This window comes from Microvirga pakistanensis, assembly GCF_004458765.1.
GTDB lineage: Bacteria > Pseudomonadota > Alphaproteobacteria > Rhizobiales > Beijerinckiaceae > Microvirga > Microvirga pakistanensis.
The window spans coordinates 1-23140 of record NZ_SPJX01000186.1 but is presented as its reverse complement, the minus strand read 5'-3'; the positions used below and the strand labels follow the sequence as shown (position 1 = coordinate 23140).

At 64.2% G+C, this 23140-nt stretch carries 23 protein-coding genes and 1 tRNA gene; 10 read left to right on the top strand and 14 right to left on the bottom strand.

Going from position 1 to position 23140, the window contains the following annotated elements; genetic code table 11:
• Nucleotides 1–9 precede the first annotated feature (9 nt).
• Entirely contained in the window at nucleotides 10–1377 is a 1368-nt protein-coding gene (locus E4K09_RS10945) for an APC family permease (RefSeq protein WP_134496864.1), read from the bottom strand.
• A gap of 326 nt (nucleotides 1378–1703) precedes the next feature.
• Here E4K09_RS10945 and E4K09_RS10940 point away from each other — a divergent pair, with 326 nt between their 5' ends.
• The 3 genes from E4K09_RS10940 (at nucleotide 1704) to E4K09_RS10930 (ending at nucleotide 6881) form a co-directional block, all read left to right on the top strand.
• Entirely contained in the window at nucleotides 1704–3182 is a 1479-nt protein-coding gene (locus E4K09_RS10940) for a SulP family inorganic anion transporter (protein ID WP_134496862.1), read from the top strand.
• Nucleotides 3183–3490: 308 nt separating this feature from the next.
• Nucleotides 3491–5296: a translation elongation factor 4 gene (gene lepA, locus E4K09_RS10935; protein ID WP_134496860.1), complete on the top strand. Its 1806-nt coding sequence runs from the start codon at nucleotides 3491–3493 to the stop codon at nucleotides 5294–5296.
• Between the two features lie 334 nt (nucleotides 5297–5630).
• Nucleotides 5631–6881, top strand: coding sequence for an MFS transporter (locus tag E4K09_RS10930; RefSeq protein ID WP_134496858.1), 1251 nt, complete (start codon nucleotides 5631–5633; stop codon nucleotides 6879–6881).
• 10 nt (nucleotides 6882–6891) lie between these two features.
• On the opposite strand, the gene E4K09_RS10925 is transcribed toward E4K09_RS10930, so the two are convergent.
• From E4K09_RS10925 to E4K09_RS10910, 4 genes are all read right to left on the bottom strand, one after another.
• A complete protein-coding gene (locus E4K09_RS10925; protein WP_134496856.1) occupies nucleotides 6892–7671 on the bottom strand; it encodes an SDR family oxidoreductase in 780 nt (259 codons plus the stop codon).
• Between the two features lie 70 nt (nucleotides 7672–7741).
• On the bottom strand, nucleotides 7742–8167 hold the full coding sequence (gene arsC / locus E4K09_RS10920) for an arsenate reductase (glutaredoxin) (protein ID WP_134496854.1): 426 nt from the start codon (nucleotides 8165–8167) through the stop codon (nucleotides 7742–7744).
• Nucleotides 8168–8178: 11 nt separating this feature from the next.
• Nucleotides 8179–9513, bottom strand: a complete 1335-nt coding sequence (locus E4K09_RS10915; protein WP_134496852.1) for a sensor histidine kinase — start codon at nucleotides 9511–9513, stop codon at nucleotides 8179–8181.
• Between the two features lie 142 nt (nucleotides 9514–9655).
• The gene (locus tag E4K09_RS10910) at nucleotides 9656–10297 is read right to left on the bottom strand and encodes a hypothetical protein (protein ID WP_134496850.1); all 642 of its coding nucleotides are present in this window, start codon (nucleotides 10295–10297) and stop codon (nucleotides 9656–9658) included.
• Between the two features lie 132 nt (nucleotides 10298–10429).
• On the opposite strand from E4K09_RS10910, the gene E4K09_RS10905 reads away from it, so the two are divergent.
• Nucleotides 10430–11263 carry a lytic murein transglycosylase gene (locus E4K09_RS10905; protein ID WP_134496848.1) on the top strand — a complete coding sequence of 278 codons (834 nt, stop codon included), beginning with the start codon at nucleotides 10430–10432 and terminating at the stop codon, nucleotides 11261–11263.
• A 64-nt stretch (nucleotides 11264–11327) separates the two neighbouring features.
• On the opposite strand, the gene E4K09_RS10900 is transcribed toward E4K09_RS10905, so the two are convergent.
• The 4 genes from E4K09_RS10900 to E4K09_RS10885 form a co-directional block, all read right to left on the bottom strand.
• The gene (locus E4K09_RS10900; protein ID WP_134496846.1) at nucleotides 11328–12416 is read right to left on the bottom strand and encodes a TRAP transporter substrate-binding protein; all 1089 of its coding nucleotides are present in this window, start codon (nucleotides 12414–12416) and stop codon (nucleotides 11328–11330) included.
• 184 nt (nucleotides 12417–12600) lie between these two features.
• Nucleotides 12601–12774: a DUF1328 domain-containing protein gene (locus E4K09_RS10895; protein WP_134496844.1), complete on the bottom strand. Its 174-nt coding sequence runs from the start codon at nucleotides 12772–12774 to the stop codon at nucleotides 12601–12603.
• 81 nt (nucleotides 12775–12855) lie between these two features.
• The gene (locus E4K09_RS10890; protein WP_134496842.1) at nucleotides 12856–13947 is read right to left on the bottom strand and encodes an ATP-dependent DNA helicase; all 1092 of its coding nucleotides are present in this window, start codon (nucleotides 13945–13947) and stop codon (nucleotides 12856–12858) included.
• Entirely contained in the window at nucleotides 13944–14810 is an 867-nt protein-coding gene (locus tag E4K09_RS10885; protein ID WP_134496840.1) for a DMT family transporter, read from the bottom strand. The genes E4K09_RS10890 and E4K09_RS10885 overlap by 4 nt, the downstream gene beginning before the upstream one ends.
• Nucleotides 14811–14976: 166 nt before the next feature.
• Here E4K09_RS10885 and E4K09_RS29630 point away from each other — a divergent pair, with 166 nt between their 5' ends.
• Nucleotides 14977–15186, top strand: a complete 210-nt coding sequence (locus tag E4K09_RS29630; protein WP_134496838.1) for a hypothetical protein — start codon at nucleotides 14977–14979, stop codon at nucleotides 15184–15186.
• A gap of 133 nt (nucleotides 15187–15319) precedes the next feature.
• Here the strand turns inward: E4K09_RS29630 and E4K09_RS10875 are convergent, their stop codons facing one another.
• Both E4K09_RS10875 and E4K09_RS10870 read right to left on the bottom strand, forming a co-directional pair.
• Nucleotides 15320–16045 (bottom strand): hypothetical protein, encoded by a 726-nt coding sequence (locus E4K09_RS10875; RefSeq protein ID WP_134496836.1) that lies wholly within the window; start codon nucleotides 16043–16045, stop codon nucleotides 15320–15322.
• 191 nt (nucleotides 16046–16236) lie between these two features.
• Entirely contained in the window at nucleotides 16237–16647 is a 411-nt protein-coding gene (locus tag E4K09_RS10870; RefSeq protein ID WP_134496834.1) for a PRC-barrel domain-containing protein, read from the bottom strand.
• 253 nt (nucleotides 16648–16900) lie between these two features.
• Here E4K09_RS10870 and E4K09_RS10865 point away from each other — a divergent pair, with 253 nt between their 5' ends.
• The gene (locus tag E4K09_RS10865) at nucleotides 16901–18064 is read left to right on the top strand and encodes an SDR family oxidoreductase (RefSeq protein WP_134496832.1); all 1164 of its coding nucleotides are present in this window, start codon (nucleotides 16901–16903) and stop codon (nucleotides 18062–18064) included.
• Between the two features lie 200 nt (nucleotides 18065–18264).
• Complete coding sequence (gene mepA / locus E4K09_RS10860) at nucleotides 18265–19191, top strand: penicillin-insensitive murein endopeptidase (protein WP_134496830.1); 927 nt, start codon at nucleotides 18265–18267, stop codon at nucleotides 19189–19191.
• Nucleotides 19192–19239: 48 nt separating this feature from the next.
• Here the strand turns inward: mepA and msrA are convergent, their stop codons facing one another.
• Both msrA and E4K09_RS10850 read right to left on the bottom strand, forming a co-directional pair.
• Complete coding sequence (msrA, locus tag E4K09_RS10855) at nucleotides 19240–19899, bottom strand: peptide-methionine (S)-S-oxide reductase MsrA (protein WP_134496828.1); 660 nt, start codon at nucleotides 19897–19899, stop codon at nucleotides 19240–19242.
• An 83-nt stretch (nucleotides 19900–19982) separates the two neighbouring features.
• Entirely contained in the window at nucleotides 19983–20303 is a 321-nt protein-coding gene (locus E4K09_RS10850) for a PetM family of cytochrome b6f complex subunit 7 (protein ID WP_134496826.1), read from the bottom strand.
• A gap of 202 nt (nucleotides 20304–20505) precedes the next feature.
• Here E4K09_RS10850 and E4K09_RS10845 point away from each other — a divergent pair.
• From E4K09_RS10845 to E4K09_RS10840, 3 genes are all read left to right on the top strand, one after another.
• Nucleotides 20506–20595, top strand: a tRNA-Ser gene (locus E4K09_RS10845).
• Nucleotides 20596–20643: 48 nt separating this feature from the next.
• On the top strand, nucleotides 20644–21576 hold the full coding sequence (locus tag E4K09_RS31025) for a DUF6538 domain-containing protein (protein ID WP_425293837.1): 933 nt from the start codon (nucleotides 20644–20646) through the stop codon (nucleotides 21574–21576).
• A 208-nt stretch (nucleotides 21577–21784) separates the two neighbouring features.
• Nucleotides 21785–22822: an MBL fold metallo-hydrolase gene (locus E4K09_RS10840; protein WP_134496824.1), complete on the top strand. Its 1038-nt coding sequence runs from the start codon at nucleotides 21785–21787 to the stop codon at nucleotides 22820–22822.
• On the opposite strand, the gene E4K09_RS29755 is transcribed toward E4K09_RS10840, so the two are convergent.
• The coding region (locus E4K09_RS29755) for a hypothetical protein (RefSeq protein ID WP_204985712.1) at nucleotides 22811–23140 on the bottom strand (330 nt) is incomplete at its 5' end. The genes E4K09_RS10840 and E4K09_RS29755 overlap by 12 nt on opposite strands.

The window sequence follows — 23140 nt, the reverse complement described above, 5'->3', positions numbered from 1 at the left end:
AGCGCGTTCTCAAGCCTGCGCTTGTCGTGCCTTGGGCCGGAACAGCCCATAGAGCATTAGAATTCCCACAAGCAGCCCTCCGGCCAAGACTGGCGCCCGCCAGTCGCCAGTTGCGACGCGCACGATCACGAGGCCAGCGCAAACAACGCTGCCGAGGACCGGCAGAATCAACGGGATTTCGAACCGCCCGCGCGGTTCGCCGTCACGGTTCTTCAAGATGACGAGCGCACCGTTGAGAAGCGCGAACACCGTCAGCAGCAGGAGCACCGTCGCCGCGGCGAGCTGGCCGATGGTGCCGACGAGGGCAAGCGGAGCGGCAACGGCGAACAGCGCCAAGATGGCGAGATGGGGCGTGCGGCGCCGTTGGTGGACCCGCCCCAGCCAAGCCGGAAGCAATCCCTGGTGAGCCATGCCGTAAGCGAGGCGCGAAGCGGTCACGTAGTTGACGAGAGCGGTATTGCCGACGGCAAACAGCGTAATGGCCGTATAGACGATCGGCGGCAGCCAGGGTGCGGCCCTGTCCATCACGGCCGTTAGCGGCCCTGGTGCGGCCGCAAGCTCCCGCCATGGCAGAACCGACACGGCCGTGACTGATACTGCGACATAGATCACGGCGGAGATCGCCATGGCGGAGATGAGGCCAATGGGAATGGTGCGTTCCGGATCACGGCATTCCTCGGCCACGTTGATGGTGTCCTCGAACCCCAGGAACGCGAAGAACGTCAGCACCGCGCCCTGGAGCACGAGCAGGATCATCACGTCGCCTGCGCCTTCTCCCGGAGGCGGCGTCTCCAGAAGATCGACCGACCCCCAATGGCTGATGCCGACCGCCACCACCAGCAGAAGCCCGCCCGCCTCGATGCAGGTGCACAGCACGTTGACCCACATGGATTCGCGGATGCCTCTCAGCACCAGGCCCGTGAGAAGAAGCAGAAAGCCCAAGGCGAGCAGGGTCACGGTTTGCTCTCCGCCGCCGGTCAGGCTTGCGAGATTGGCCGCGAGGACACGGGACTGGGTGGCGACGGAGGTGAGGGCCGAGCAGGCGACGGCCAGCCCCACCACGAACCCGACGAGAGGCGAGCGATAGGCGCGCTCGGCAATATAGGCCGCACCGCCCGCACGCGGATAGCGCGAGCCGAGAGAGGCATAGGTCAGTGCCGTGAGCAGAGCGGCCACCAGTGCCACTAGGAAGGCAAGCCAGACCGCATTGCCAACCTGCCCGGCCGCCTGTCCAATCAGGCCGTAGATCCCGGAGCCCAGCATGCTGCCGAGGCCATAAAGCGTCATCTGGAATGGGCCGATCGAGCGGTGGAGTTCCGGGCGCTCGTTCTCGCCGAAGGCATCCGAGACATCCGTCATGAGGGGAGGATTCGCCATGGCAACCTTCCGCAACGCCTGTGATCCGCAGGATTAGGTAGGGCGGACAAGGCTATTTCGAAGCGGGCACCCCAGCCCATGCACTGAGAACATGCCCTGACGCCCTATTGTGGCTTGCCATGCGTTATCCTGCTGTTATGGAAGGGGTATGATTCTTGCTGCCGCCTCTTTGGAACCTTTGCGGATGACGCCGCCGTAGCGCGTCCCGTGCGCCTTGAATCGACATTCCGAATCCCGGTTCCGGCCAGCCTGCCCTTCGCGGCGGCAATCCGCTCATGCGCGGCGCCCTTCAACAGCCCTGGTGCACAGGGCACGAGACCTTTCCCATGACCGATCTGTCCCGCCTCAAGGCCGAGTGGTTTCCGAACGTCCGCAGCGATCTTCTCGCCGGGACGGTGGTGGCCCTCGCGCTTATCCCTGAAGCCATCGCCTTTTCGATTATCGCAGGAGTCGACCCTCAGGTCGGACTCTACGCCTCCTTCTGCATCGCCGTCGTCATCGCCTTCGCGGGCGGGCGACCCGGGATGATCTCCGCCGCCACGGGCGCGATGGCGCTCGTGATGGGATCGCTCGTGAAGGATCACGGCCTTCAGTACCTGCTCGCCGCCACGCTTCTGACGGGCGTCTTTCAGATCCTGGCTGGCCTCCTGCGCCTTGGCGACCTGATGCGTTTCGTCTCCCGCTCGGTTGTGACGGGTTTCGTGAACGCGCTCGCCATCCTCATCTTCATGGCGCAGCTGCCCGAATTCAACGGCGCGGGGCCGCTCATGTTCGGCATGGTCGCCGTCGGGCTCGCCATCATCTATGGATTGCCGCGCCTGACGAAGGCGGTTCCCTCCGCCCTCGTCACCATCGTGCTGCTGACGGCGGTAGCCATCTCGTTCGGGTTCGATCTTCGCACGGTCGGCGACATGGGTCAGCTACCGAGCGATCTGCCGACTTTCGCCCTGCCGGACATTCCGCTGAACCTGGAGACCCTAAGGATCATCCTGCCCTATTCGCTGACGCTTGCCATGGTGGGCCTGCTCGAATCTCTCATGACGGCCGCCATCGTGGACGAGATGACGGATACGGACAGCTCCAAGAACCGGGAATGCGCTGGCCAGGGCATCGCCAACATCGTGGCGGGTCTGTTCGGCGGCATGGCGGGCTGCGCCATGATCGGCCAGTCGGTCATCAACGTCTCGTCCGGCGGACGGGGGCGCCTGTCCACGCTTTGGGCCGGCGCGTTCCTGCTCTTCCTCATCCTGGTGCTCGACAAATGGGTGCGCCAGATCCCCATGGCCGCGCTGGTGGCGGTGATGATCATGGTCTCGATCAACACCTTCCAGTGGGGTTCGATCCTGGCCATGCGCCTTCAGCCGAAAAGCTCCAGCATCGTCATGCTGGCGACCGTCGCCGTGGTGGTCTTCACCCACGATCTGGCCAAGGGCGTGCTGGCGGGCGTGATCCTCAGCGGCATCTTCTTTGCCCGCAAGGTCGCCAAGTTCTTCAGCGTGGCCTCGACCCGCGACGGCAAGGTGCGGACCTACCGGGTGGATGGCGAGATCTTCTTCGCCACAGGCGAGGCCTTCCACGGCGCCTTCGATTTCCGCGAAGAGGACCTGGACAGGATCGTCATCGATGTCCACGCGTCCCATTTCTGGGACATCACCGGCATCAACGCCCTCGACCGGGTCGTGCTGAAGTTCCGCCACCATGGCATTCCGGTGGAGATCGTGGGCCTCAACGCGGCCAGCGCCACGCTGGTGGATCGACTGGGCACCCACAACCGGGAAGGCGCCACGCTTCCCTTGGGCCACTGACCCCATCCCCGTCGCGGGCCACTCGTCAGAAGACGGGGGATTCCTGAAGGTCAACCGGCTCATGTCTCTGGGGCCGGTTGACCTTGCGGACCGTCCATCGGGCAGCCTGATTTGCAGGCCGATGGGTTTAAGCCGGCGCCTGCCCTGCCTACATGAGGGAGTGTGTCGTCCTTTCGGGAGACCAAGCATCATTTTCGGGCTTTCAGGCCTGTCTTCGGCGCTCCTGTCCTGGCGCGGCACCAGCTTCCCTTGGCTTTAGAGAGCCTTGCTGCTATTGCGGCCTCAACAGTTCTTATCCTTGTAAGATTATGACCGCTCGCACCTTCGACAACATTCGGAACTTCTCCATCGTGGCGCATATCGACCACGGTAAGTCGACCCTGGCCGACCGGCTGATCCAGACCACGGGCGCGCTCTCCGCCCGTGAGATGACGGAGCAGGTGCTCGACAACATGGATATCGAGCGCGAGCGGGGCATCACCATCAAGGCGCAGACCGTTCGCCTCGAATACAAGGCCCAGGACGGCAAGACCTATATTCTGAACCTGATGGACACTCCCGGCCACGTGGACTTCGCCTACGAGGTCTCCCGGTCGCTCGCCGCCTGCGAGGGCTCGCTGCTGGTGGTGGACGCCTCCCAGGGTGTCGAGGCCCAGACCCTTGCCAACGTCTACCAGGCCATCGACGCCAACCACGAGATCGTGCCCGTCCTCAACAAGATCGACCTGCCCGCCGCCGATCCGGACCGGATCAAGGAGCAGATCGAGGAAGTGATCGGCATCGACGCCTCGGACGCCGTTCCGATCTCGGCAAAGACCGGCATCAACATCGAGGGCGTGCTGGAGGCCATCGTCCACAAGCTGCCGCCGCCGAAGGGCGACCCGGACGCGCCGCTGAAAGCGCTTCTCGTCGATTCCTGGTATGACGCCTATCTCGGCGTGGTCGTTCTCGTCCGCATCGTCGACGGAACCATGAAGAAGGGCCAGACCATCAAGATGATGGGTACCGGCGCCTCCTACGGCCTCGACCGCGTCGGCGTTTTCAACCCGAAGATGAACGAAGTGGCTCAGCTCGGGCCGGGCGAGGTCGGTTTCTTCACCGCTTCGATCAAGGAGGTCGCCGATACCCGCGTCGGCGATACGATCACCGACGAACGCAAGCCCACCGCTCAAGCGCTGCCCGGCTTCAAGCCCGTGCAGCCCGTGGTGTTCTGCGGTCTCTTCCCGGTGGATGCCGCCGATTTCGAGAACCTGCGCGCGGCCATGGGCAAGTTGCGATTGAACGATGCGAGCTTCTCCTACGAGATGGAGACTTCAGCCGCACTCGGCTTCGGCTTCCGCTGCGGCTTCCTGGGGCTGCTGCACCTCGAGATCATCCAGGAGCGCCTGGAGCGCGAGTTCAACCTCGATCTCATCTCCACCGCACCGAGCGTGGTCTATCACCTGCGCATGACCGACGGCACGGTGAAGGAGCTGCATAACCCGGCTGACATGCCGGACGTGATGAAGATCGATGCCATCGAGGAGCCGTGGATCCGCGCCACCATCCTCACCCCCGACGAGTATCTCGGCGCGGTGCTCAAGCTCTGCCAGGATCGCCGCGGCGTGCAGATCGACCTCAACTATGTCGGCAAGCGCGCCATGGTGGTTTACGACCTGCCGCTCAACGAAGTGGTGTTCGACTTCTACGATCGCCTGAAGTCGGTTTCGAAGGGCTACGCCTCGTTCGACTACCACATCTCCGATTACCGCGAGGGCGACCTCGTGAAGATGTCCGTACTCGTCAACGGCGAGCCGGTGGACGCGCTCTCTATGCTGGTGCACCGCACCCGCGCTGAAGGCCGCGGCCGCGCTATGTGCGAGAAGCTGAAGGAGCTGATCCCGCCGCACATGTTCCAGATCCCGGTGCAGGCGGCCATTGGCGGCAAGATCATCGCCCGCGAGACCATCCGGGCGCTGCGCAAGGACGTGACGGCCAAGTGCTACGGCGGCGACGCCAGCCGCAAGCGCAAGCTGCTCGACAAGCAGAAGGAAGGCAAGAAGCGGATGCGCCAGTACGGCAAGGTCGACATCCCGCAGGAAGCCTTCATCGCAGCGTTGAAGATGGACAGCTGAGGCCGCTGCTTTCTGTAGCGATGGTAACGACGCAAGAGCGTACCGGTGCAAGCCGGCACGCTCTTTGTTCGTGCGACAACCGTCACCAGGATCTTGGGAAACGCACGCCGTTCCCACTCTTGGGAGGCCGCCTGCCGACGCAGGGTCCAGGCTCACTCCCGAAAGAGTGGAACCCACCCCTCCGGTTCGAGTTCAACCAAGGCACAGGGCCTGCTCCCACCATAACCCAATCAGCACAGCGTCTTCTTGGTTGCTGAGCTTTCGCGCCATGGAGCGCTCGACGGGGAGCAGGCCTGGAGAGACCATTCCAAGAACTCCGCCTCAAGGAGAGCCCATGCCGACCTCCCTGCGATCCGTGCTGCCCACCCTGCTCGCGCTCCTTCTCGGCTATGCCCTCATGCAGATCGGCAACACCCTGCAAGGCACCCTGCTGAGCGTGCGTGGGAACCTCGAGAATTTCTCGCCCACGCAGATTGGCGCCGTCGGCGCCGCGTTCTGGGTAGGGATCGTCGTCGGCTCCCTTTGGGTCGGTCGGGTGATCCAGCAGGTCGGCCACGCGCGGACCTTCGCGGCCCTTGCGGCGGTCGCTTCCTCCGCTGCGCTGCTTCATCTTCTGGTGGTCACGCCGACGGTGTGGATGGCCGCACGGGCGGTCACCGGCTTCTGCTTCGCCGGGTTGTTCATCGTGGTGGAAAGCTGGCTCAACGCCTCCGCGACACCCCAGAACCGCGGACAGATCATCGGCCTCTACGGCATGACGGGCCTGATCGCCGGGATCGGCGGGCAGATGCTCCTGCCCGCCGGCGATCCTGCCGGGTTCAGGCTGTTCTGCTTCGCGGCCATGCTCATCTCGCTCGCGCTCGTGCCGATGGCCCTTTCGCGGGCCAGCGCGCCCGCCCATGCGGTCGGCGAGGTGTCGATCAACCTCAGGCGCCTTTACCGCCAATCTCCCTTCGGCGTCGTGGCCGCCGTTCTCTGCGGCATCACGACGAGCTCGTTCTTCGCCCTCGGGCCGGTCTGGGCTCAGCAGCGCGGATTGAGCACGACCGAGATCGCGGTCTTCATGGCTTTCGGCACGTTGGGCGGCTTCCTGACCACATGGCCGCTCGGCTGGCTCTCCGACCGCATGGACAGGCGCCACGTGATCATCGGCGCAGCCGCCATGGCAGCCTCGATCCTGGGCGCACTCGTTCACTTCGTGCCGGAAGACGTCGCCACTTGGCTGCTGTTCATCTACGGGGCGATCTTCGGCGGCAGCGTCATTCCCACCTACAGCATCGTCACCGCGCACGTGAACGACATGGTCAGGCCGGGAGAGTTCGTCTCCGCCTCGGGCGGTCTTCTCATTCTTCAGGGATTGGGGGCCGCATCGGGGCCGGTGATCTCCGGCATCGCCATGTCCGAGTTCGGGCGGATCGGGCTTCCCTATGTCGTCATCGTCGCGCAGGCCCTCATGGCGGTCTGGGGCGCCTATCGGAGCCTCCAGCGTCCGGCCGCGTCCGAGGCCGACAAGGAAGGCTTCGTTCTCGAACCACCCATCCCCGTGGGCACGGCGCTGGCGCCGGCCCACGAGGGCGCTCACTGACAGGAGATCTTCAGACCAGCAGCGATTGCCCGCCGTCGATCCAGACCGGCGTGCCGGTGATGTGCCGGGAGCGGTCGGAGGCCAGGAAGAGCACGAGTTCGGCCACATCCTCGCTCGTGCCGGGCTCGCTCCCCGTGAGCGGAATGGGACCTCGAGGATACTCGGCCGGGACCTTCGCCTCCTCGGTGTTCCGCTGCTGGGTATTCTCCTGGATCTCGGTGTCGATCTTGCCCGGGCAGACCACATTCACCCGGATCTTGTGCTTGGCGAGCTCGACCGCGAGCATCTGCGCCATGGCCACCTGCGCGGCCTTGGTGGCGGAATAGGCGGTCGCGCCCGCACTCGTGAAAGTGCGTGAGCCATTGATGGAGGCCGTGATGATGATCGAGCCGCCGGCGCGCTTCAGATGCGGCACGGCATGGTGCAGCGTCAGATAGGTTCCGCGCAGGTTCGTGTTGATGGTGCGGTCCCATTCCTCCGGCTGCAGCTCGTCGATGGGAGCCCACACGCCGTTGATGCCCGCATTGGCGAAGACCACGTCGAGGCGCCCATAGGCCGCCACCAGATCGGCAACCGCCTTTCTCATCTGACCGTCATCCGCCACATCCGCCACGAGCGGAAGGGCCTTGCCGCCAGCATGCCCGATCTCGTCCGCCGTCTTGCGGATTTCGTCTTCGGTGTGGCTGAGCACCCCCACCATCGCGCCCTCGCGCGCCAACCGCAGGGCTGCCGCCTTGCCGATGCCCGACCCTGCGCCCGTGACGAGCGCAACCCGACCCTGAAGCTCCATGTCAATCTCTCCTCGATCACGGACCGCTATGGACCTGAACCATGGGAGAGAGCGCTGGTTCCTCGGCGTCTCAGGCCGTCCCTGCCCGGCGCCCGGACGCATCCACCACGAGTTCGCCGTCCTCCTTGCGGAACTCGCCCTGCTGCGCAGGCAGGATGTCGAGCACGGCTTCCGAAGGGCGGCAGAGGCGCACGCCCAGCGGGGTGACCACGATGGGACGGTTGATCAGGATGGGATGCGCCGTCATCGCATCGAGCAGGTGATCGTCGCTGACGGACGGATCGCCGAGGCCGAGTTCATGATAGGGCGTTCCCTTCTCGCGGATCACGTCGCGCACGGCCACACCCATGCGCGCGATGAGTTGGCGCAGGAGAAGGCGCGTCGGCGGCGTCTTCAGGTACTCGATGACGTGAGGCTCGATACCGGCATTGCGGATCAGGCCCAGCGTGTTGCGGGAGGTGCCGCATTGCGGATTGTGATAGATGACTACGTCCATGATCCGTCTCCTCAGGGCTCCGCCAACGGAATTTTCATCAGGCATTCCAGCCCGGTCGAAGCATAGTTCGTTTCGATGCCGCCGCCGAGCTCGTGCACGATGCTGCGATCGATGAGGCGCGTGCCGAACCCCCGGCGCTCGGGCTTCGTGACAGGAGGGCCGCCCTGCTCTCTCCAGCGGATGAGAAGCTGGCGCGAGCCGTCTCCGAGAGTATCCACGTTCCAGTCGATCGAGAGACGCCCCAGAGGCGCGGAGAGCGCCCCGTACTTGCTGGCATTGGTCGCCAGTTCGTGAAAGGCCATGCCGAGGCTCAGGGCCTGCTGGGGTTTGAGCCTGACGGCCTCTCCCCCGGCTTTGATGCGCTGCGGGTCGATGCCGCCATGGGGCCGCAATTCGGCTTCGAGCACATCGCGCAGAGATGTGCTTTCCCAGTAACTCTGCGTCAGCAGATCGTGAGTGGCTGAAAGCGCCATCAGCCGCGCCATGAAATTGGACTGAAGCGCCTCCGGATGCGGGCTGCTGCGCATCGTCTGGATGGCGAGGGACTGGACTGTCGCGAGGGTGTTCTTGACCCGGTGATTGAGCTCGTTGATCAGGAGCGACTGACGCTCCTCCGCCTTCTTGCGGCTCGTGATGTCCAGGCAAGCGCCGATCATGTAAAGCGGATTCCTCTCGGCATCGTAGGTGACGCGGCTGCGATCGTAGATCCAGCGCTCCTCGCCTCCGGGAAGCAGGGCCCGGAACTCATACTCGATCGTCTTGCCGGTCTTGATGGCATCTCCGATCACGCTCAAGGCATAGTTGCGGTCGTCGGGGTGAATGAGGTCTGCGAACTCCTCCACATTTCTCGGCATCTTCCGGACTCCCAAGCCGAATACATTGACCATGGCCGGATCCCATTCCACAGCATCCTGCTGGATATCCCAGCGCCAGGTGCCGGTGCCGGAAGCGTCCAGGGCGGCCAGGAGCTTTTCCTGGGCTTCCTCCAGGCGCTCGACGGCGCGCCTCATGGATGTCGCCGCGAGGACCATGAGCAGAGCTCCCAGCGTAAAAAAGGCAATGCTGGTCACGTCCGCGGCCGAGAAGGGGTCAAGGCCGCCTTTCGGCAGGAAAAACAGGTACCAGGTCGCCGCAATGCTCAAGGCAATGGCCAGCAGACCAGGCCCCAATCCTCCGATGACCGCTGCCAGCAGGACGGCCGGGAACATCGTGATGAAAGGGGTCGTGGGACCAATGACCGCCGTCAGCGCGACGCGCACGAGTGCGGCGACGGCAACGCAACCGGCAGCCGTCGCCATCGCGAGGGGCGAGTTGGCAGGAACGAGCTTGGTGTAACGGGTGAGCAAGGAATGAGCTTCGCGAGAGAGAATGATGAAGCGTTCTTCATAGAGCAAGGCGGCACAAGAGGAAAAAGCGCCCTGGCCCGATCCATCCTCTCATCTTTTCGTATTGCCCCTCGGGCATCTTCCTTCGCAGAAGTGCGGTCCGTCAGAAAGCCGCATGGCCGGCGCAGCTCGATCCCTGCTGCACCCTCAGCCCCGTCAGAAGGCTGCGGACGAGGGCATCATGCTCTTCCCTCGCATCCAGGTTGGAGAAGGAGAGTTCGAGCACCCAATCGTCCGACAGGGGAACGATGAAAGCCTCGATCGTCATGGGACCGGCCGGCAGCTGGGCGTCGATCCAGGTTGCCGACCATCGTGCCGCTCCTGGGGCGAGGGACGCCAGGGATACCGACTGCGCCGGACGCCCGAGAAGGGTCTCATAATCCCGTTGCAGCAGCGCGGCATCCCGGCTTGCCAGATCGGGCTGCGGCAGGCCGCGCAGCTCATTGGAGGAACGAAGGTTCACCACGAGCTCCGCACCGGAGAGAGCCGATTTCAGGCGCGCTTCCATGCCGCCCGCAATCGAGCGCCACTCCTCGGGCAGCGTAAACGAAAAACATTGGCGGGAGTCCGCCCGGCCGGCGACGCGGGTCCGGCGGGCCTGGGGATCGAACCGGACCTGAACGCCGTCCTGGGCCTCGAAGGACGTCGGCAACGGGAGCTTTCCCGCGTGAGCCTTGGTCCCGCCGCAGAGGGCAGCCGCCACAGCCGCAACGCAAGACAGCACTGCAAGGTTCTTGCCCATCATCGATGATCCCTGCCATCGTTCCGCTGATAACAACGCCCAGGAACTGTCCTGGTTGCTTTTCAGCCTTGGCCTTGAGTTGCCCGGCAATGACCCTACCTCGCTCAGGAGCCGACTGAATCTGGGAGAGAACACATGCAGGCTTTGTTGCGCGCCTCGATCATTGCAACCCTTCTTCTTGCGGCGGGACAGGCTTCGGCGGCGACCTGCCGGGATCCCGCCGGGTTCGAGAAGTGGCTCGGCGACATCGAACAGGAAGCGATCGCTCAGGGCATTTCCCCGAGAGCGGTGAAGCAAGCCCTGTCGGGTGTGACATTCGATCAGAGCATCATCAAGCGTGATCGTGGCCAAGGCGTGTTCAAGCAGAGTTTTGCACAGTTTGCCGGGCGCATGGTGTCCCCCGCCCGCCTGAAGGGCGGGGCGAATATGCTGCAGAAGCACGCGGGCACGCTCGCGCGGATCGAACAGCGATACGGCGTGCCGGGCCCTGTACTCGTGGCGATCTGGGGCCTGGAGACCGATTTCGGTGCCGTGCGGGGCAAGCTCCCCGTCATCAGCTCCGTCGCGACCCTGGCCTATGATTGCCGTCGCACGGAATTCTTCCAGGCCCATCTCTTCGATGCCCTTCGCATCGTCGACCGCGGGGACCTGACGCCCGACGAGATGCGCGGCGCATGGGCCGGCGAGATGGGGCAGACACAGTTCATGCCCTCGAGCTACGTGAAATATGCCATCGATTTCGATGGCGACGGACGGGCGGATCTGCTCCGCAGCCCCGCCGACGTGCTGGCCTCGACGGCGAATTATCTGAAGGGGCATGGCTGGGTGAGAGGCGCGGACTGGGCGCCGGGATCGCAGAACTTCGAGGTCATCCGCGCCTGGAACAAGTCGCAGGTCTACGCGCAGACCATCGCTTTTTACGCCACCAAGCTCGCGGGTCGGGACACATCGGCCTTCCAGACCCAGTGAGCAGCTTCACGAACACAAAAGGGCGGGCACTGGGGCCCGCCCTTTTTCGATTCGACGACCGGGATCAGCCCCGCGCGCGGGCGCGGATCATGAAGGTGTCGTAGGCGTATTCGGCCACCTGGAACCAGAGGTATTCCTCGTTGCGGAATGCCTTGTAGCTGTCGTAGATCTTCTTGAAGTCCGCGTTCTTGGACGAGATGTCGTCATAGATCTCGTTCGCGGCCTTGTAGGCGGCTTCCATGATCTCCTGCGAGAACGGACGCAGCTGCGCGCCGTTGCTGATCAGGTTGCGCAGGCCCGCCGGATTCTTGGCGTCGTACTTGGCCTGCGTGTCCACGTTCACGTAGCCCGCCGCAGCCTGAACGGCGGCCTGGTAGGATTTCGGCAGCTCGTTCCACTTCTGCAGGTTGATGAACATGTGGATCGCCGGACCGCCTTCCCAGAAGCCCGGATAGTAGTAGAACGGCGCGACCTTGTTGAGACCGAGCTTGTCGTCGTCGTAGGGCGCCACCCACTCCGCGGCGTCGATGGTGCCGCGCTCGAGCGAGGGATAGAGATCGCCGCCCGCGATCTGCTGCGGCACGACGCCGAGTTTCGCCATGATCTGACCGGCGAGGCCGGCGATGCGCATCTTCAGGCCCTGCAGATCCTGAACGGTCTTGATCTCCTTGCGGAACCAGCCGCCCATCTGGGCGCCGGTGTTGCCGGCCGGGATCGCATAGAGGTTGTGCTTGGCATAGAACGCGTTCAGCAGGTCGTTGCCGCCGCCGTGATAGAGCCAGGCATTGGTCTGGCGGGAGTTCAGGCCGAACGGCAGGTTGGTGCCGATGGCGAAGGTCGGATCCTTGCCGACATAATAGTAGGAGCAGGTGTGCCCCATCTCGACCGTGCCGCCTGCGATCGCATCGGCCGCCTGCGGCGTGCCGACGATCTCGCCCGGCGCGAAGGGCTGAATCAGGAACTTGCCGTCGGTCGCCTCGGCCACGAGCTTCGCGAAGGTCTCGCCGCCTCCGTAAAGGGTGTCGAGAGACTTCGGAAAGGCGGAGGTCAGGCGCCAGCGGATTTCGGGAGCCGATTGGGCGATGGCCGGTTTGGCGATGGTTCCGGCTGCAGCACCGATGGCGGCGGCTTTGAGGAATGCGCGGCGTTTCATGGCGTCTCTTTCACGAATGAAGAATTCAATGCGCCAGCAAGACATAAAGTTTCAACTTGGCGCATCGAAATGTAAAAAGAAGACACCCTCATACGGATCTTGGCCGGAGAAGACAGTGCGTCCGATGCATGCGGCTTCTGCACCGGATGCATGCGCCGGCCCGGAAAGGGTGGAATTCAAGCTCCTAGAAGATGAGCTGGCCTGCGCTCCACGCCAAAAGGATGAGAATGACGAAGCCGAGCAGGAAGAGGCCGAAGAGGATCTTGGCGATCGTCTTGGCGCCCGAAGCCACGCCCGTGAACCCGAGCGCGCCTGCGATCAGCGACACCACGAGAAAGATCAGCGCCCATTTCAGCATCGTCGAAGCCTCATCGTTAACGGTCCAGCTTGACGTATAAGCGCGAAAGCTTGGCGCGGGTTCCCGACCCGGCCAATCCGGTCACATGACGACGGTCACCCTGTCGGCGGCGCGGGTCAGGCCGGTGTAGAGCCAGCGGCTGCGATGCTCGCGGAACGCATAGGATTCATCAAAGAGCACGAGATCGTCCCATTGCGAGCCCTGGGCCTTGTGAACGGTGAGCGCGTAGCCATAGGTGAACTCGTCGGACTCGCGGCGCAGGGCGAAGGGCACCTCCTCCTCCGTGCCCTCGAAGAAGGCCTTGTGGACCGCGACCTCCACGGACCTGCGGCGCGCATCGTCGTCGGACACCACGTCCATGCGGAGGAAGTCGTTGCGGATGCCGCGCAGCGCCTGGATGCTCCAGGTGCCGCCGTTGAGCAGCCCCTTGGTCTTGTCGTTGCGCAGGCACACGAGCTTCTCGCCCGCGGCCGGCATCGGATCGCGATAGCCGTTCAGCTCGCGCAGGCGCGTGTTGTAGAGACGACGCGTCTTGTTCAGCCCCACCAGCACCTGGTCGGCGGCCATCACGGCCGCGGCGTCGATCTCGCGGCGACGGATGATGCGGCTTTCGCCATAGATGCCCGGCTCGAGCCGTCCGCCTTCCCGCACCTTCAGGGAGAGATGAACGATGGGGTTGTCCCTGGCCTGCCGATGCACCTCGGTCAGCATCACGTCCGGCTCGGCCTCCGTGAAGAACCCTCCCCCCTTCACGGGCGGCAGCTGCGCCGGATCGCCGAGCACGAGAACCGGCTTGCCGAAAGACAGAAGATCGCGCCCCAGCTCCTCGTCGACCATGGAGCATTCGTCGATCACGATGAGGTCGGACTTGGCGGCCTGGCTCTGCCGGTTGATGACGAATTGCGGACCGTTCTCGTCGCCCTCGCGCGAGCGGTAGATCATGGAGTGGATGGTCGACGCGTCCGCGCAGCCCTTGGCCCGCAGCACGAGCGCCGCCTTGCCCGTGTAGGCGCCGAACGCCACCTCGCCGTCGACGCCTTCGGCGATGTGGCGGGCGAGAGTCGTCTTGCCCGTGCCCGCATAGCCGAAGAGGCGGAAGACCGGACGATCTCCGCGCCGGAGCCAATCGGCCACGGCCTTCAAGGCGGCATCCTGCTGCGGCGACCAGGTCATGACGATTTCGCCTCGCGGTTCAGACTGTAGAGCAGGCCGAGCACGATGCAGGCGCTGCCGAGGAAGACGTAAGGATCGAGCGGCTCACCATAGAACTGCCAGCCCACGAAGGCGATCAGGGGAATGCGCATGAAGTCGAGCGGCACGACCATGGTGGCATCGCCCTGGCGATAGGCGTTGGTCAGGCAATAATGCGAGAGAAGCCCGCCCGCGCAGATGCCGACGAGCGGCAGGACATGGACGGGTTCGATCGCGAGCCAGAAGGCGCGGCCGATTCCTGCGAGGTTCATGGGAAGCTGCAGCAGGTTCATGAAGAAGAGGATCGAGAACGTGCTCTCGGTTCTGGTCAGCTTCTTGGTCATGATCGCCACGAGCGCGAACGAGAAGGCGACGCCGAGCATCAGAAAACTGGCCGGCTGCAAGGATTCCAGGCCCGGACGAAGGATGATGAGAACCCCGGCGAAACCCAGCGCGACGGCCACGAGCCGCCCCCGCGTCAAGCGTTCCTGAAGCAGCGGTATCGCGAGCAGCGCCACCCAGGCGGGCGCCGTGAACTCGAGCGCAAAAACGGTCGCGAGCGGCAGAAGCGTGAGGCTGAAGGTCCATCCGTCCGTGCCTGCGAAATGCAGGACGTTGCGCGCGAGATGAAGCGGGAAGCGCCGCGGCTTCAACCCCGGCCGCAGGTTCGGCTTGAGCCCTGCGAGAACGAGCAGGATCACGACGCCTGCGAGGTTGCGGACCGCCAGCATCTCGAACACCGAGAAGGCCGGCGCGAGCGCGCGGACGGCAACGGCGGTTGCCGAGAAGGCGAGAAGAGCGCCGCTCATCCAGGCGACGACGGCGAGAAGATTGCGGTGAGGCAAGACGGACCACGGAGATTGGAAGACGTGACGGACGCCTTTCGCTTAGCGCGCCTTGCGCACCGCGTGAAGGGTCAAGCCGGAGGCAGGTTGCCGCGCATGGATCGCGGCTCGATCGAGACACCTGATTCAGCGGTCGCAACTGTCCCTACGTCAGGATCGCGGCGAAGTGATTCTGATGCTGCGCGATGCGTCGACGCGCATCGACGCATCGCCTTCTCGGCACTTTTTTGCGTCGGTCGGGAAAAATTTTTTTCGCGTCGCGAACCGTCGCGAACATGCCCGCGAAACGCGCTCCATTCCTCTCGCGCGAGGGACGTTCTCGGCACAGGTTTCCGGTGGCGGCGCTCGCGCCGCCCGCCGATCGTCAGGCTCGTAACATACTGAGATAAAACGGGTTTCAAGTAGCCAATGAAACTAGTCTGGTAGATCCGAAGTGATGTTGAAGAGTCCCAAGAAGAGACCCTTCGTGACCCTTCACGCGCCTTCTATCGGGCGCTGAAAGCGCAAGTTCAGGCTGCTCGCGCGGCCGAAGTATCCACAGAAAAAGTGCGGATTCTACTTTCTACACTTTCCGTTAATCGGAACCCGCTTGGTATAACGACGTTGCCTTGCAAGCGTGACGGTTGCACGCGAAGGCCCTTGAAGGAGGCGGCTATGCCGACAGACAACAAGAACCCGCTGACAGCGTTGTTCACGGGTGACACCGGTGCGACCAGCACCAAGAAGACCAGCGGAGCCAAGAGAGGCTCCAAGTCCAGCGCGAAGACCAGCGCGAAGAAAGCCAGCACGTCTTCGTCTCGTTCGAGCACGAAGAAGGCCGGCACCAAGACCACGGCCAAGAAGGCGGCTGCCAAGAAGACCACGGCTAAGAAGACGGCCGCCAAGTCCTCGGCGAAGTCTTCTGCCAAGAAGACGGCTGCCAAGAAGACCACGGCCAAGAAGACGGCCGCCAAGAAGACCACGGCTAAGAAGACTGCTGCGAAGTCGTCGGCTTCCCGCTCGACGGCGAAGAAGTCTCCGGCCCGCAAGTCCGCCTCGTCGTCTCGTTCGAGCTCGGCCCGCTCGTCCTCGGCTCGCAAGTCCGCAAGCCGCAGCACCAGCAGCCGCGGCGCGGCGAAGTCTTCCGCCAAGAAGACGGCCGCCAAGTCGACGAAGCGCGCTGCAGCCGCGTCCAGCCGCACTTCCGCTACGAAGAAGTCCGGCAAGGTCGCCAAGCGTTCGACGAGCGCTCGCAAGAGCCCCTCGAAGGCTCGCAAGCGCTAAGCCAAGCATGCCTCATGCGCCAGGGCGGGGCTCAACCCTGTCGACTGGCGCATGGGCCTAAAAAAATCGCCCGGCGCAAGCCGGGCGATTTTCTATGTGGGGGCAGCTCCGGATCGACCGCATCTTCGGGCGGCGACCCGGGTCAAGGGCCTTGGACAGCGCTCTAGCGGCCGGTGCTCATCGGGTCGCTCTGGCCCCAATAGGGCGTGGCGTTGTAGTAGCGGTGGACATGCTCTTCCCATTCCCGGTCGTAGGAGGCATCGTGCCCCTCCGCCGTCCGGCGGGGCGCACCGCGCAGCTGATCCTCCGACAGGTTGAGCTCATAGGCATCGAGCTCGACGTTGTATTTCAGCACGCTCCAGGGAAGCGTGTAGTATTCCTCGCCCAGGCCCATGAAGCCGCCGAAGCTCATGACCGCGTAAGCGACCTTGCCGGACCGTTTCTCGATCATCACGCGCTCGATCGTTCCGATCTTCTCGCCGTCCGAGCGGCGAACCGGGGTGCCTTCCACCTTGTCGCTGGCGATCAGGCTGTGGGTCTCGCGGACGTCGCCGCTTTGTATCGTCGTCTCCATTCTCTCACTCCCTTCATTGGCGATCTGCAAGGCAACGCTCGGGTCCTGAAGCCGTTCCGGTAAGTACCTTGCACGCCAAGGCACACAAGGGTTTGCAAGGTTCGAAAGGGTTCTGGCGGCAGGTTTCCCGCGGGCTGCTTCCGCCCGTGTCCTGCTCTTGCCGGCCGCGGCATCAAGCGCCGCCGTAGGAACCGCACCACCGGCCTCACGTTGAACCCGAGCTTTTTGCCCCAGGACAATGAAGGAGGTTTGCATGCCCGTTCGCCAGAAGCCGGTCGAGGAGCAGGTGATCGTCATCACGGGTGCCTCCAGCGGAATCGGCCTCGCGACCGCGCATATGTTCGCGTCGCGCGGCGCCAAGGGCCTTGTGCTGGCGGCCCGCAACGAGGAGGCCCTGCGCAAGGTCGCCGACGAGCTCAGCCGAGGCGGCACCCGTGCCGTCGCCGTGCCGGCGGATGTGAGCAAGCGCGAGGATCTGGAGCGCATCGCCCGCACGGCCATCGACACGTTCGGCGGGTTCGACACCTGGGTGAACGATGCGGCGGTCGCCGTCTACGGCACCGTCGACAAGATCCCCCTGGAGGATCAGCGCCATCTCTTCGAGGTGAACTACTGGGGCGTCGTCAACGGCTCGCTGATCGCGGCGGACCACCTGCGCGGCCGCGGCGGCACCATCATCAATGTGGGCAGCGTGCTGTCCGAGCGCACCATGATCCTCCAGACGCAATACTCGGCATCGAAGCACGCCGTGAAGGCTTTCACCGACGGCCTGCGCATGGAGCTGGAGGAACAGGGAGCGCCGATCGCCGTGACCCTCATCAAGCCGTCCTCCATCGATACGCCTTACGTCGAGCACGCCCGCAACTATCTCGACAAGGAGACCGCCGTTCCGCCGCCGGCCTATGATCCGCACCTGGTGGCCAAGGCGATCGTCTTCGCGGCCGAGCACCAGCGCCGGGAGCTCACCATCGGCTTCGGCGGATGGGTCATCGGCGCTATGGGCAAGGTCGCGCCGCGCCTGATGGACAAGGCCATGGAGCTGACGGGCTACGGCTCCCAGACGACGAACCAGTCCGAGCGCCAGGGCATGCGCGACAATCTCTACCGCGCCCGCCAGGATGGCGACATGTACTCGTCGCTTCCGGGCGAGCCGCGCAAGACGAGCCTGCTGCTCGAAGCGCAGCTCCATCCCTTCACGACCGCCGTCGTTCTGGCGGGAATCGGCGCCGCGGTCACAAGCCTTCTCCTCGCGCCGATCATGAGCGGCATGCGTTCCGCGCCGCGCGCGAAGCGGCCGCTGCCGCGTTATCAGCCGACGATGCGCCGCACCGGCAATGGCCACGACAAGCGCATCATGGGCCCCGGCCACGTGAGCCAGCGCAGCGCCAGCGAGCGCCGGCCGCAGCCGCGTCACTGACGGATCGCCGAGCGCCGTCACCGACGCCCACCACCGTCATGGCCGCACGTGTTGCGGCCATCCATGTCTTGTTGCGTTACGGCCCTGAAGACGTGGATGCCCGGCTTGAAGCGCCGGGCATGACGAGAGATGAAGAGCCCTGCGCCGCACCCCACGGAAAACCGAATCCCTTTTCCCGCACGATACGCTAGCCTTCCCGCATGAATCCGATTCGATCCCTCGCCCTCATGGCTGCGCTTCTCCTCGGCGGCCCGGCCCTCGCCCCGGGCGCTCTCGCCCAGGACAGGGGCACGCTCGCCCCGAAGCCCCTGCCGCCGCTGGCCAACCCCAACGACCCGAAGCTCGCCGCGAAGGAGCTGTTCGGCCGGAGCGTCGCGCCGGCCTCCCTTCAGGCCCGCGCCATCGGCAGCTACGCGCGGGGCTGCGTGGCGGGCGCCACGGCGATTCCCGTCGACGGGGACACGTGGCAGGTGATGCGCCTGTCCCGCAACCGCAACTGGGGCCATCCGCAGCTCATCGCGCTGCTGCAGCGCCTGTCGGCGCGCATGCCCGAGATCAACGGATGGCCGGGCCTGCTCATCGGCGACATCTCGCAGCCGCGCGGCGGCCCCATGATCACGGGCCATGCCTCGCATCAGATCGGCCTCGATGCGGATGTGTGGCTCACGCCGATGCCCCAGCGCCGCCTGTCGCGGCTGGAGCGCGAGGAGATGTCCGCCACCAACGTGGTGCGGGGCGACTGGCTCGACGTGGATCCGGCCGTCTGGACGCCGCAGCACACGGCGCTCATCCGCGCCGCCGCCCAGGAGAGGGGCGTGGCCCGCATCTTCGTGAATCCGGCGATCAAGAAGGCGCTCTGCCGCGAGGCCGGGCCGGACCGGGGCTGGCTCGCCAAGGTGCGGCCGACCTGGGGCCACAATTACCACTTCCACATCCGCATCGCCTGCCCGGCGGGCGACCCCGTCTGCTCCGATCAGGACCCGCCGCCCGGCGGCGACGGGTGCGGGGCGGATCTCGCGCGCTGGTTCACGCCCGAGATGCTGCGCCCGAAGCCGGGCAAGCCGCGGCCGCCCCTGACCCTCGCGCAGCTCCCGGACGAGTGCCGCCGCGTTCTCGCGGCCCCGTGAGAGTGAGACGATGCGGACGGCGGCTGACGCCGTCCGCTCGGTTGGCGGCTACTCGGCCGCGACGCCGGTGCCGATCGGGCAGGACACGCCGGTGCCGCCCAGACCGCAATAGCCGTTCGGGTTCTTGGCCAGGTACTGCTGGTGGTAATCCTCGGCGAAGTAGAATGGCCCCGCGTCCAGGATCTCCGTGGTGACGGGCCCGTATCCCCGTCCCGCGAGCGCCTTCTCGTAAGCGGCCTTCGAGGCCTCGGCGGCCCGGCGCTGCGCCTCGCCGAACACGTAGATCCCCGAGCGGTACTGGGTGCCCACATCGTTACCCTGGCGCATGCCCTGGGTGGGGTCGTGGTTCTCCCAGAACGTCTTCAGGAGCGCCTCGTAGGAGGTCCTGGCGGGATCGTAGACCACGAGCACCACTTCGTTGTGCCCGGTCATGCCGGTGCACACCTCCTCATAGGTGGGGTTGGGCGTGAGACCGGCGGAATAGCCCGCCGCCGTCACCCAGATGCCGTCGCCCATCTGCCAGAACTTGCGTTCGGCCCCCCAGAAGCAGCCGAGCCCGAAAAGGGCCTTCTCCATCCCGTCCGGGTAGGGCGGCTGCAGGGGCCGCCCGTTGACGAAATGGGTCTCGGCGGTGGGAAGCGGAGCGTTGCGGCCGGGCAAGGCCCGGTCGGGCGTGGGGAGGTCGAGGGGTTTGCGGAAGCTGAACATGGAGGCCTCTCTTGTGACGGGCCTAATGTAAGCATTCCTCGCCTCCGAAAGGAGGGGCCCTCCCCTCACCTTGCCGTGGGGTCCTAGCGGCCCGCGAAGTAGCCGATGGGCTCGAGCGGCTTCTGGCCCAGCCAGAGCAGCAGCGCACCGATCAGGAACCCCGTCACGGAGGCCGGGAGCTGGAGGAGCTGGCTGACGAAAGGATCCCAGAGCCAGGGATAGGTCCGCGCGGCCACCTGCCCCTCGAAGCCCGTCGGGCCGCCCGGGAACAGGGCACCGGCCGCTCCCGAGACGGAGATGAACGAAACCGTGTGATTGACGATGGACCGCGTTCCATCGATCACGAGACCGATGAAGCCGGCTGCGACCAGCAGAAGTCCCAAACTGCGCGCTAGAAATTTCAAGGAAGTATGCCTCTTCGAACGGATAGGATTATCTAGAGCGTTTTCAGGTTGCCGCAAAGTCACCTCATTTAAACTTTCTTCAGTTCGGTCTTGCCTTTTGCACCGGTTTGGCGCTACACGAGCGCTCCGCAGAGATGCGGGGAACCTCATCCGGATCGCACAGAATGCGAACCAGGTTGCAAACCCGGATTGGTTCGACGCTGGAGGGGTGGCCGAGTGGTTGAAGGCGCACGCCTGGAAAGTGTGTATACGGGAAACCGTATCGCGGGTTCGAATCCCGCTCCCTCCGCCATTTATTCCTAGCATGCTGAAATCAGAGGCGTTTGTCTCGGTGACCTGAATGAAGGCGGTGACACGTGTCACCGCCCCGGCAGTCAGGGCGCAGCCGGAAGTGGGTCGCTCAGACTACCTTCAATGTCGCCGAGGCTGGTGGTTCATCCGCCTCCGCGTACCAGCGCATCTCCTTCCAGAGATTGGTCAAACCCATCTTGTACGTTCGCTCGATACGAGGGATGAGGCTGTTGCCCAGCAGCGTCGGTGGGTAGCTCTGGCCGAGTTGTGGCGCTGGATTGGCTCTCAAACCGTCTTGGACGGTTGGTCTCCCGCCTGGGCGGCTCATCTCACCGGCTCTAGCGGTGCCGTCGATCCCCTAGCATCCGTGAACTCAATTCCGCTTCAGTCCGGCCCTGACATTCACAGCCCCAGGGTACGTCGATCACGTTCAGCTAAATCGTTTTCTACCGGCCACCTCAGCATTGCGACTATGGCGGAGCGATGGCTAGCAGAGATCGAGGGCGAGCACACCCGTCAGACAGTTGCCCTGCATCGGATGACAATCAATCAGTTCGCAAACTTCCATTCCGGCAATACATCCGTCCGGAGTGTTGACCGAAAGACAGCGGGCGAGTTTGTAAGCCGCATTCTTATAATGTCGGGGTCCACTCAGAAGACCATAACCCGGAAAATCAGTTCCCTATCATCTATGTGGCGCTGGCTCGCAAAGCGGGGGTTCGTCGAGACCAATCCATGGCAAGGCCAAGGCTCCTTCTCCGCACGGGCCAAACGCAACACGGCAAGGAAACGCGCCTATCGGAGCGATGAACTCTGCACTTTATTTCGAACTCCTGCGGAAGAAGTTATCGGCAGGCGCTATGGGAGCGCAATCTCGGACCTCCAACGGCTGGGTTTCCTAACAGGCTGCCGTCTTGGTGAACTTTGTGATATCCGAGCGGAAGATGTCCGCTTCCGGCCTGGAGATGGAAATTCGGCTTAGGTTTCAAATGTGCCGAGAGGAGACCTTTCGCTGGAGAGGCATGCGGATCATCATTCCACCCGACATATGAATACCGAGACCAAAGAGCCCTCGGGAGTGAAGAATTGCGATTTGCGCTACCTGATTGAGAAAGGCACAGCTCAGCCCTAGATGCAGTTTGGCATTACACTCGGGTCAAGGGGTGACCGTGCTATCGCGCAGAAGGTTCATGCAGCTGATCGGGTCGCTCCCGTTTCTTGGCACCGCATCGCAAGCCCGAGCCACCCAAGGCAGCTTTTACTATAACGGCCCCTCAAGCGACCACTTCGATGGGCAGCGGTTTTTCAACCCTGGCGGAGACCGCTCCCGCAGCTTTGTCGAGTTCCTCCATTGGCAACTTACCAAACATGCGGTGCCCTGGCCTGCGGTCTACCCAAGCCCGTACCAGGATACACCGCCGCCAAAGGTCGGAAGACGCGATCTGCGCGTCAGCTTCGTCGGCCATGCCACCTTCCTGATCCAGATTGCCGGACATAACATCCTCACGGACCCGATCTGGTCCGAGCGCGCCAGTCCCGTGCCGTTTGCAGGGCCACGGCGTTACAATCCGCCAGGCATCCCGTTCGACCGCTTGCCTCGGATCGACACGGTGCTCATCTCGCACAATCACTACGATCATCTGGACTTGGCGACCCTCGTGCGGCTCTGGCGACGCGATCAGCCGAGGATTGTGGCCCCGCTCGGCAACGACACCATTATCCGGGCCCATGATGCAAGCATCACCGTGACCGCGCTGGATTGGGGCGAGCGCGTTGCACTCGCACCCGGTCTCCAGACCTTCGTTGAACCGGCTCATCACTGGTCCGCTCGGGCCACCAACGACCGCAATCATGCGCTTTGGGCCTCCTTTGTGGTGCGCGGCGGTGGGCGTGCGGTCTACTTTGCCGGCGATACCGGATTTGGCCGCGGCCGGCACTTCCAGGCCATTGCAGCCCGGCACCCCCATCTTGACGTAGCCCTTCTGCCCATCGGCGCTTACGAACCGCGCTGGTTCATGGCGCCTCATCACATGAACCCTGATGATGCGGTGCGTGCCTTCGGCATTCTGAAGGCCCAATCTGCCCTTGGCTTTCACTGGGGTACATTCAGGCTTACGGATGAGGGTGTCGACCAGCCATTTCACGATCTGACCAGTGCCTTACGAGCAAGGGGTCTCCCCGCCCAGCGCTTCGTAGCAATGCGACCAGGCCAAGTCTCAATAATCTGATCGGCGCAATGCCTGCACTGGGTCCGACCAGGAAATCCCATAGCCTTCGGGAACGTCTGCTGTTCCCGGCTTGAGCTGACACTCGACATTCTTCGGCTCAGTGGGATCACTGTCCTGGGGCGGTGCATTCCTGTTCCGCCGGTCGATCCTTGAGAATGGAAAACGCCGAGCCTCTTGGACAAGCTGTGCCGATGGTGACCTCACAAGCCATTCGTCAAGCTCGATCGGCTCCTGTTGCAGCAACGCGACACAGCCGATGTTTCTGCTGGGCCGACCTGGAACTGACGCTCGGTTCATGTCGAGTAGCCACTCTTTTTC

What these genes read in the sequence shown, in the direction of transcription:
- E4K09_RS10945 (WP_134496864.1), bottom strand. Translation starts at nt 1,377, where the DNA reads ATGGCGAATCCTCCCCTCATGACGGATGTCTCGGATGCCTTCGGCGAG.
- E4K09_RS10940 (WP_134496862.1), top strand. Translation starts at nt 1,704, where the DNA reads ATGACCGATCTGTCCCGCCTCAAGGCCGAGTGGTTTCCGAACGTCCGC.
- lepA (WP_134496860.1), top strand. Translation starts at nt 3,491, where the DNA reads ATGACCGCTCGCACCTTCGACAACATTCGGAACTTCTCCATCGTGGCG.
- E4K09_RS10930 (WP_134496858.1), top strand. Translation starts at nt 5,631, where the DNA reads ATGCCGACCTCCCTGCGATCCGTGCTGCCCACCCTGCTCGCGCTCCTT.
- E4K09_RS10925 (WP_134496856.1), bottom strand. Translation starts at nt 7,671, where the DNA reads ATGGAGCTTCAGGGTCGGGTTGCGCTCGTCACGGGCGCAGGGTCGGGC.
- arsC (WP_134496854.1), bottom strand. Translation starts at nt 8,167, where the DNA reads ATGGACGTAGTCATCTATCACAATCCGCAATGCGGCACCTCCCGCAAC.
- E4K09_RS10910 (WP_134496850.1), bottom strand. Translation starts at nt 10,297, where the DNA reads ATGATGGGCAAGAACCTTGCAGTGCTGTCTTGCGTTGCGGCTGTGGCG.
- E4K09_RS10905 (WP_134496848.1), top strand. Translation starts at nt 10,430, where the DNA reads ATGCAGGCTTTGTTGCGCGCCTCGATCATTGCAACCCTTCTTCTTGCG.
- E4K09_RS10900 (WP_134496846.1), bottom strand. Translation starts at nt 12,416, where the DNA reads ATGAAACGCCGCGCATTCCTCAAAGCCGCCGCCATCGGTGCTGCAGCC.
- E4K09_RS10895 (WP_134496844.1), bottom strand. Translation starts at nt 12,774, where the DNA reads ATGCTGAAATGGGCGCTGATCTTTCTCGTGGTGTCGCTGATCGCAGGC.
- E4K09_RS10890 (WP_134496842.1), bottom strand. Translation starts at nt 13,947, where the DNA reads ATGACCTGGTCGCCGCAGCAGGATGCCGCCTTGAAGGCCGTGGCCGAT.
- E4K09_RS10870 (WP_134496834.1), bottom strand. Translation starts at nt 16,647, where the DNA reads ATGGAGACGACGATACAAAGCGGCGACGTCCGCGAGACCCACAGCCTG.
- E4K09_RS10865 (WP_134496832.1), top strand. Translation starts at nt 16,901, where the DNA reads ATGCCCGTTCGCCAGAAGCCGGTCGAGGAGCAGGTGATCGTCATCACG.
- mepA (WP_134496830.1), top strand. Translation starts at nt 18,265, where the DNA reads ATGAATCCGATTCGATCCCTCGCCCTCATGGCTGCGCTTCTCCTCGGC.
- msrA (WP_134496828.1), bottom strand. Translation starts at nt 19,899, where the DNA reads ATGTTCAGCTTCCGCAAACCCCTCGACCTCCCCACGCCCGACCGGGCC.
- E4K09_RS31025 (WP_425293837.1), top strand. Translation starts at nt 20,644, where the DNA reads ATGAAGGCGGTGACACGTGTCACCGCCCCGGCAGTCAGGGCGCAGCCG.
- E4K09_RS10840 (WP_134496824.1), top strand. Translation starts at nt 21,785, where the DNA reads ATGCAGCTGATCGGGTCGCTCCCGTTTCTTGGCACCGCATCGCAAGCC.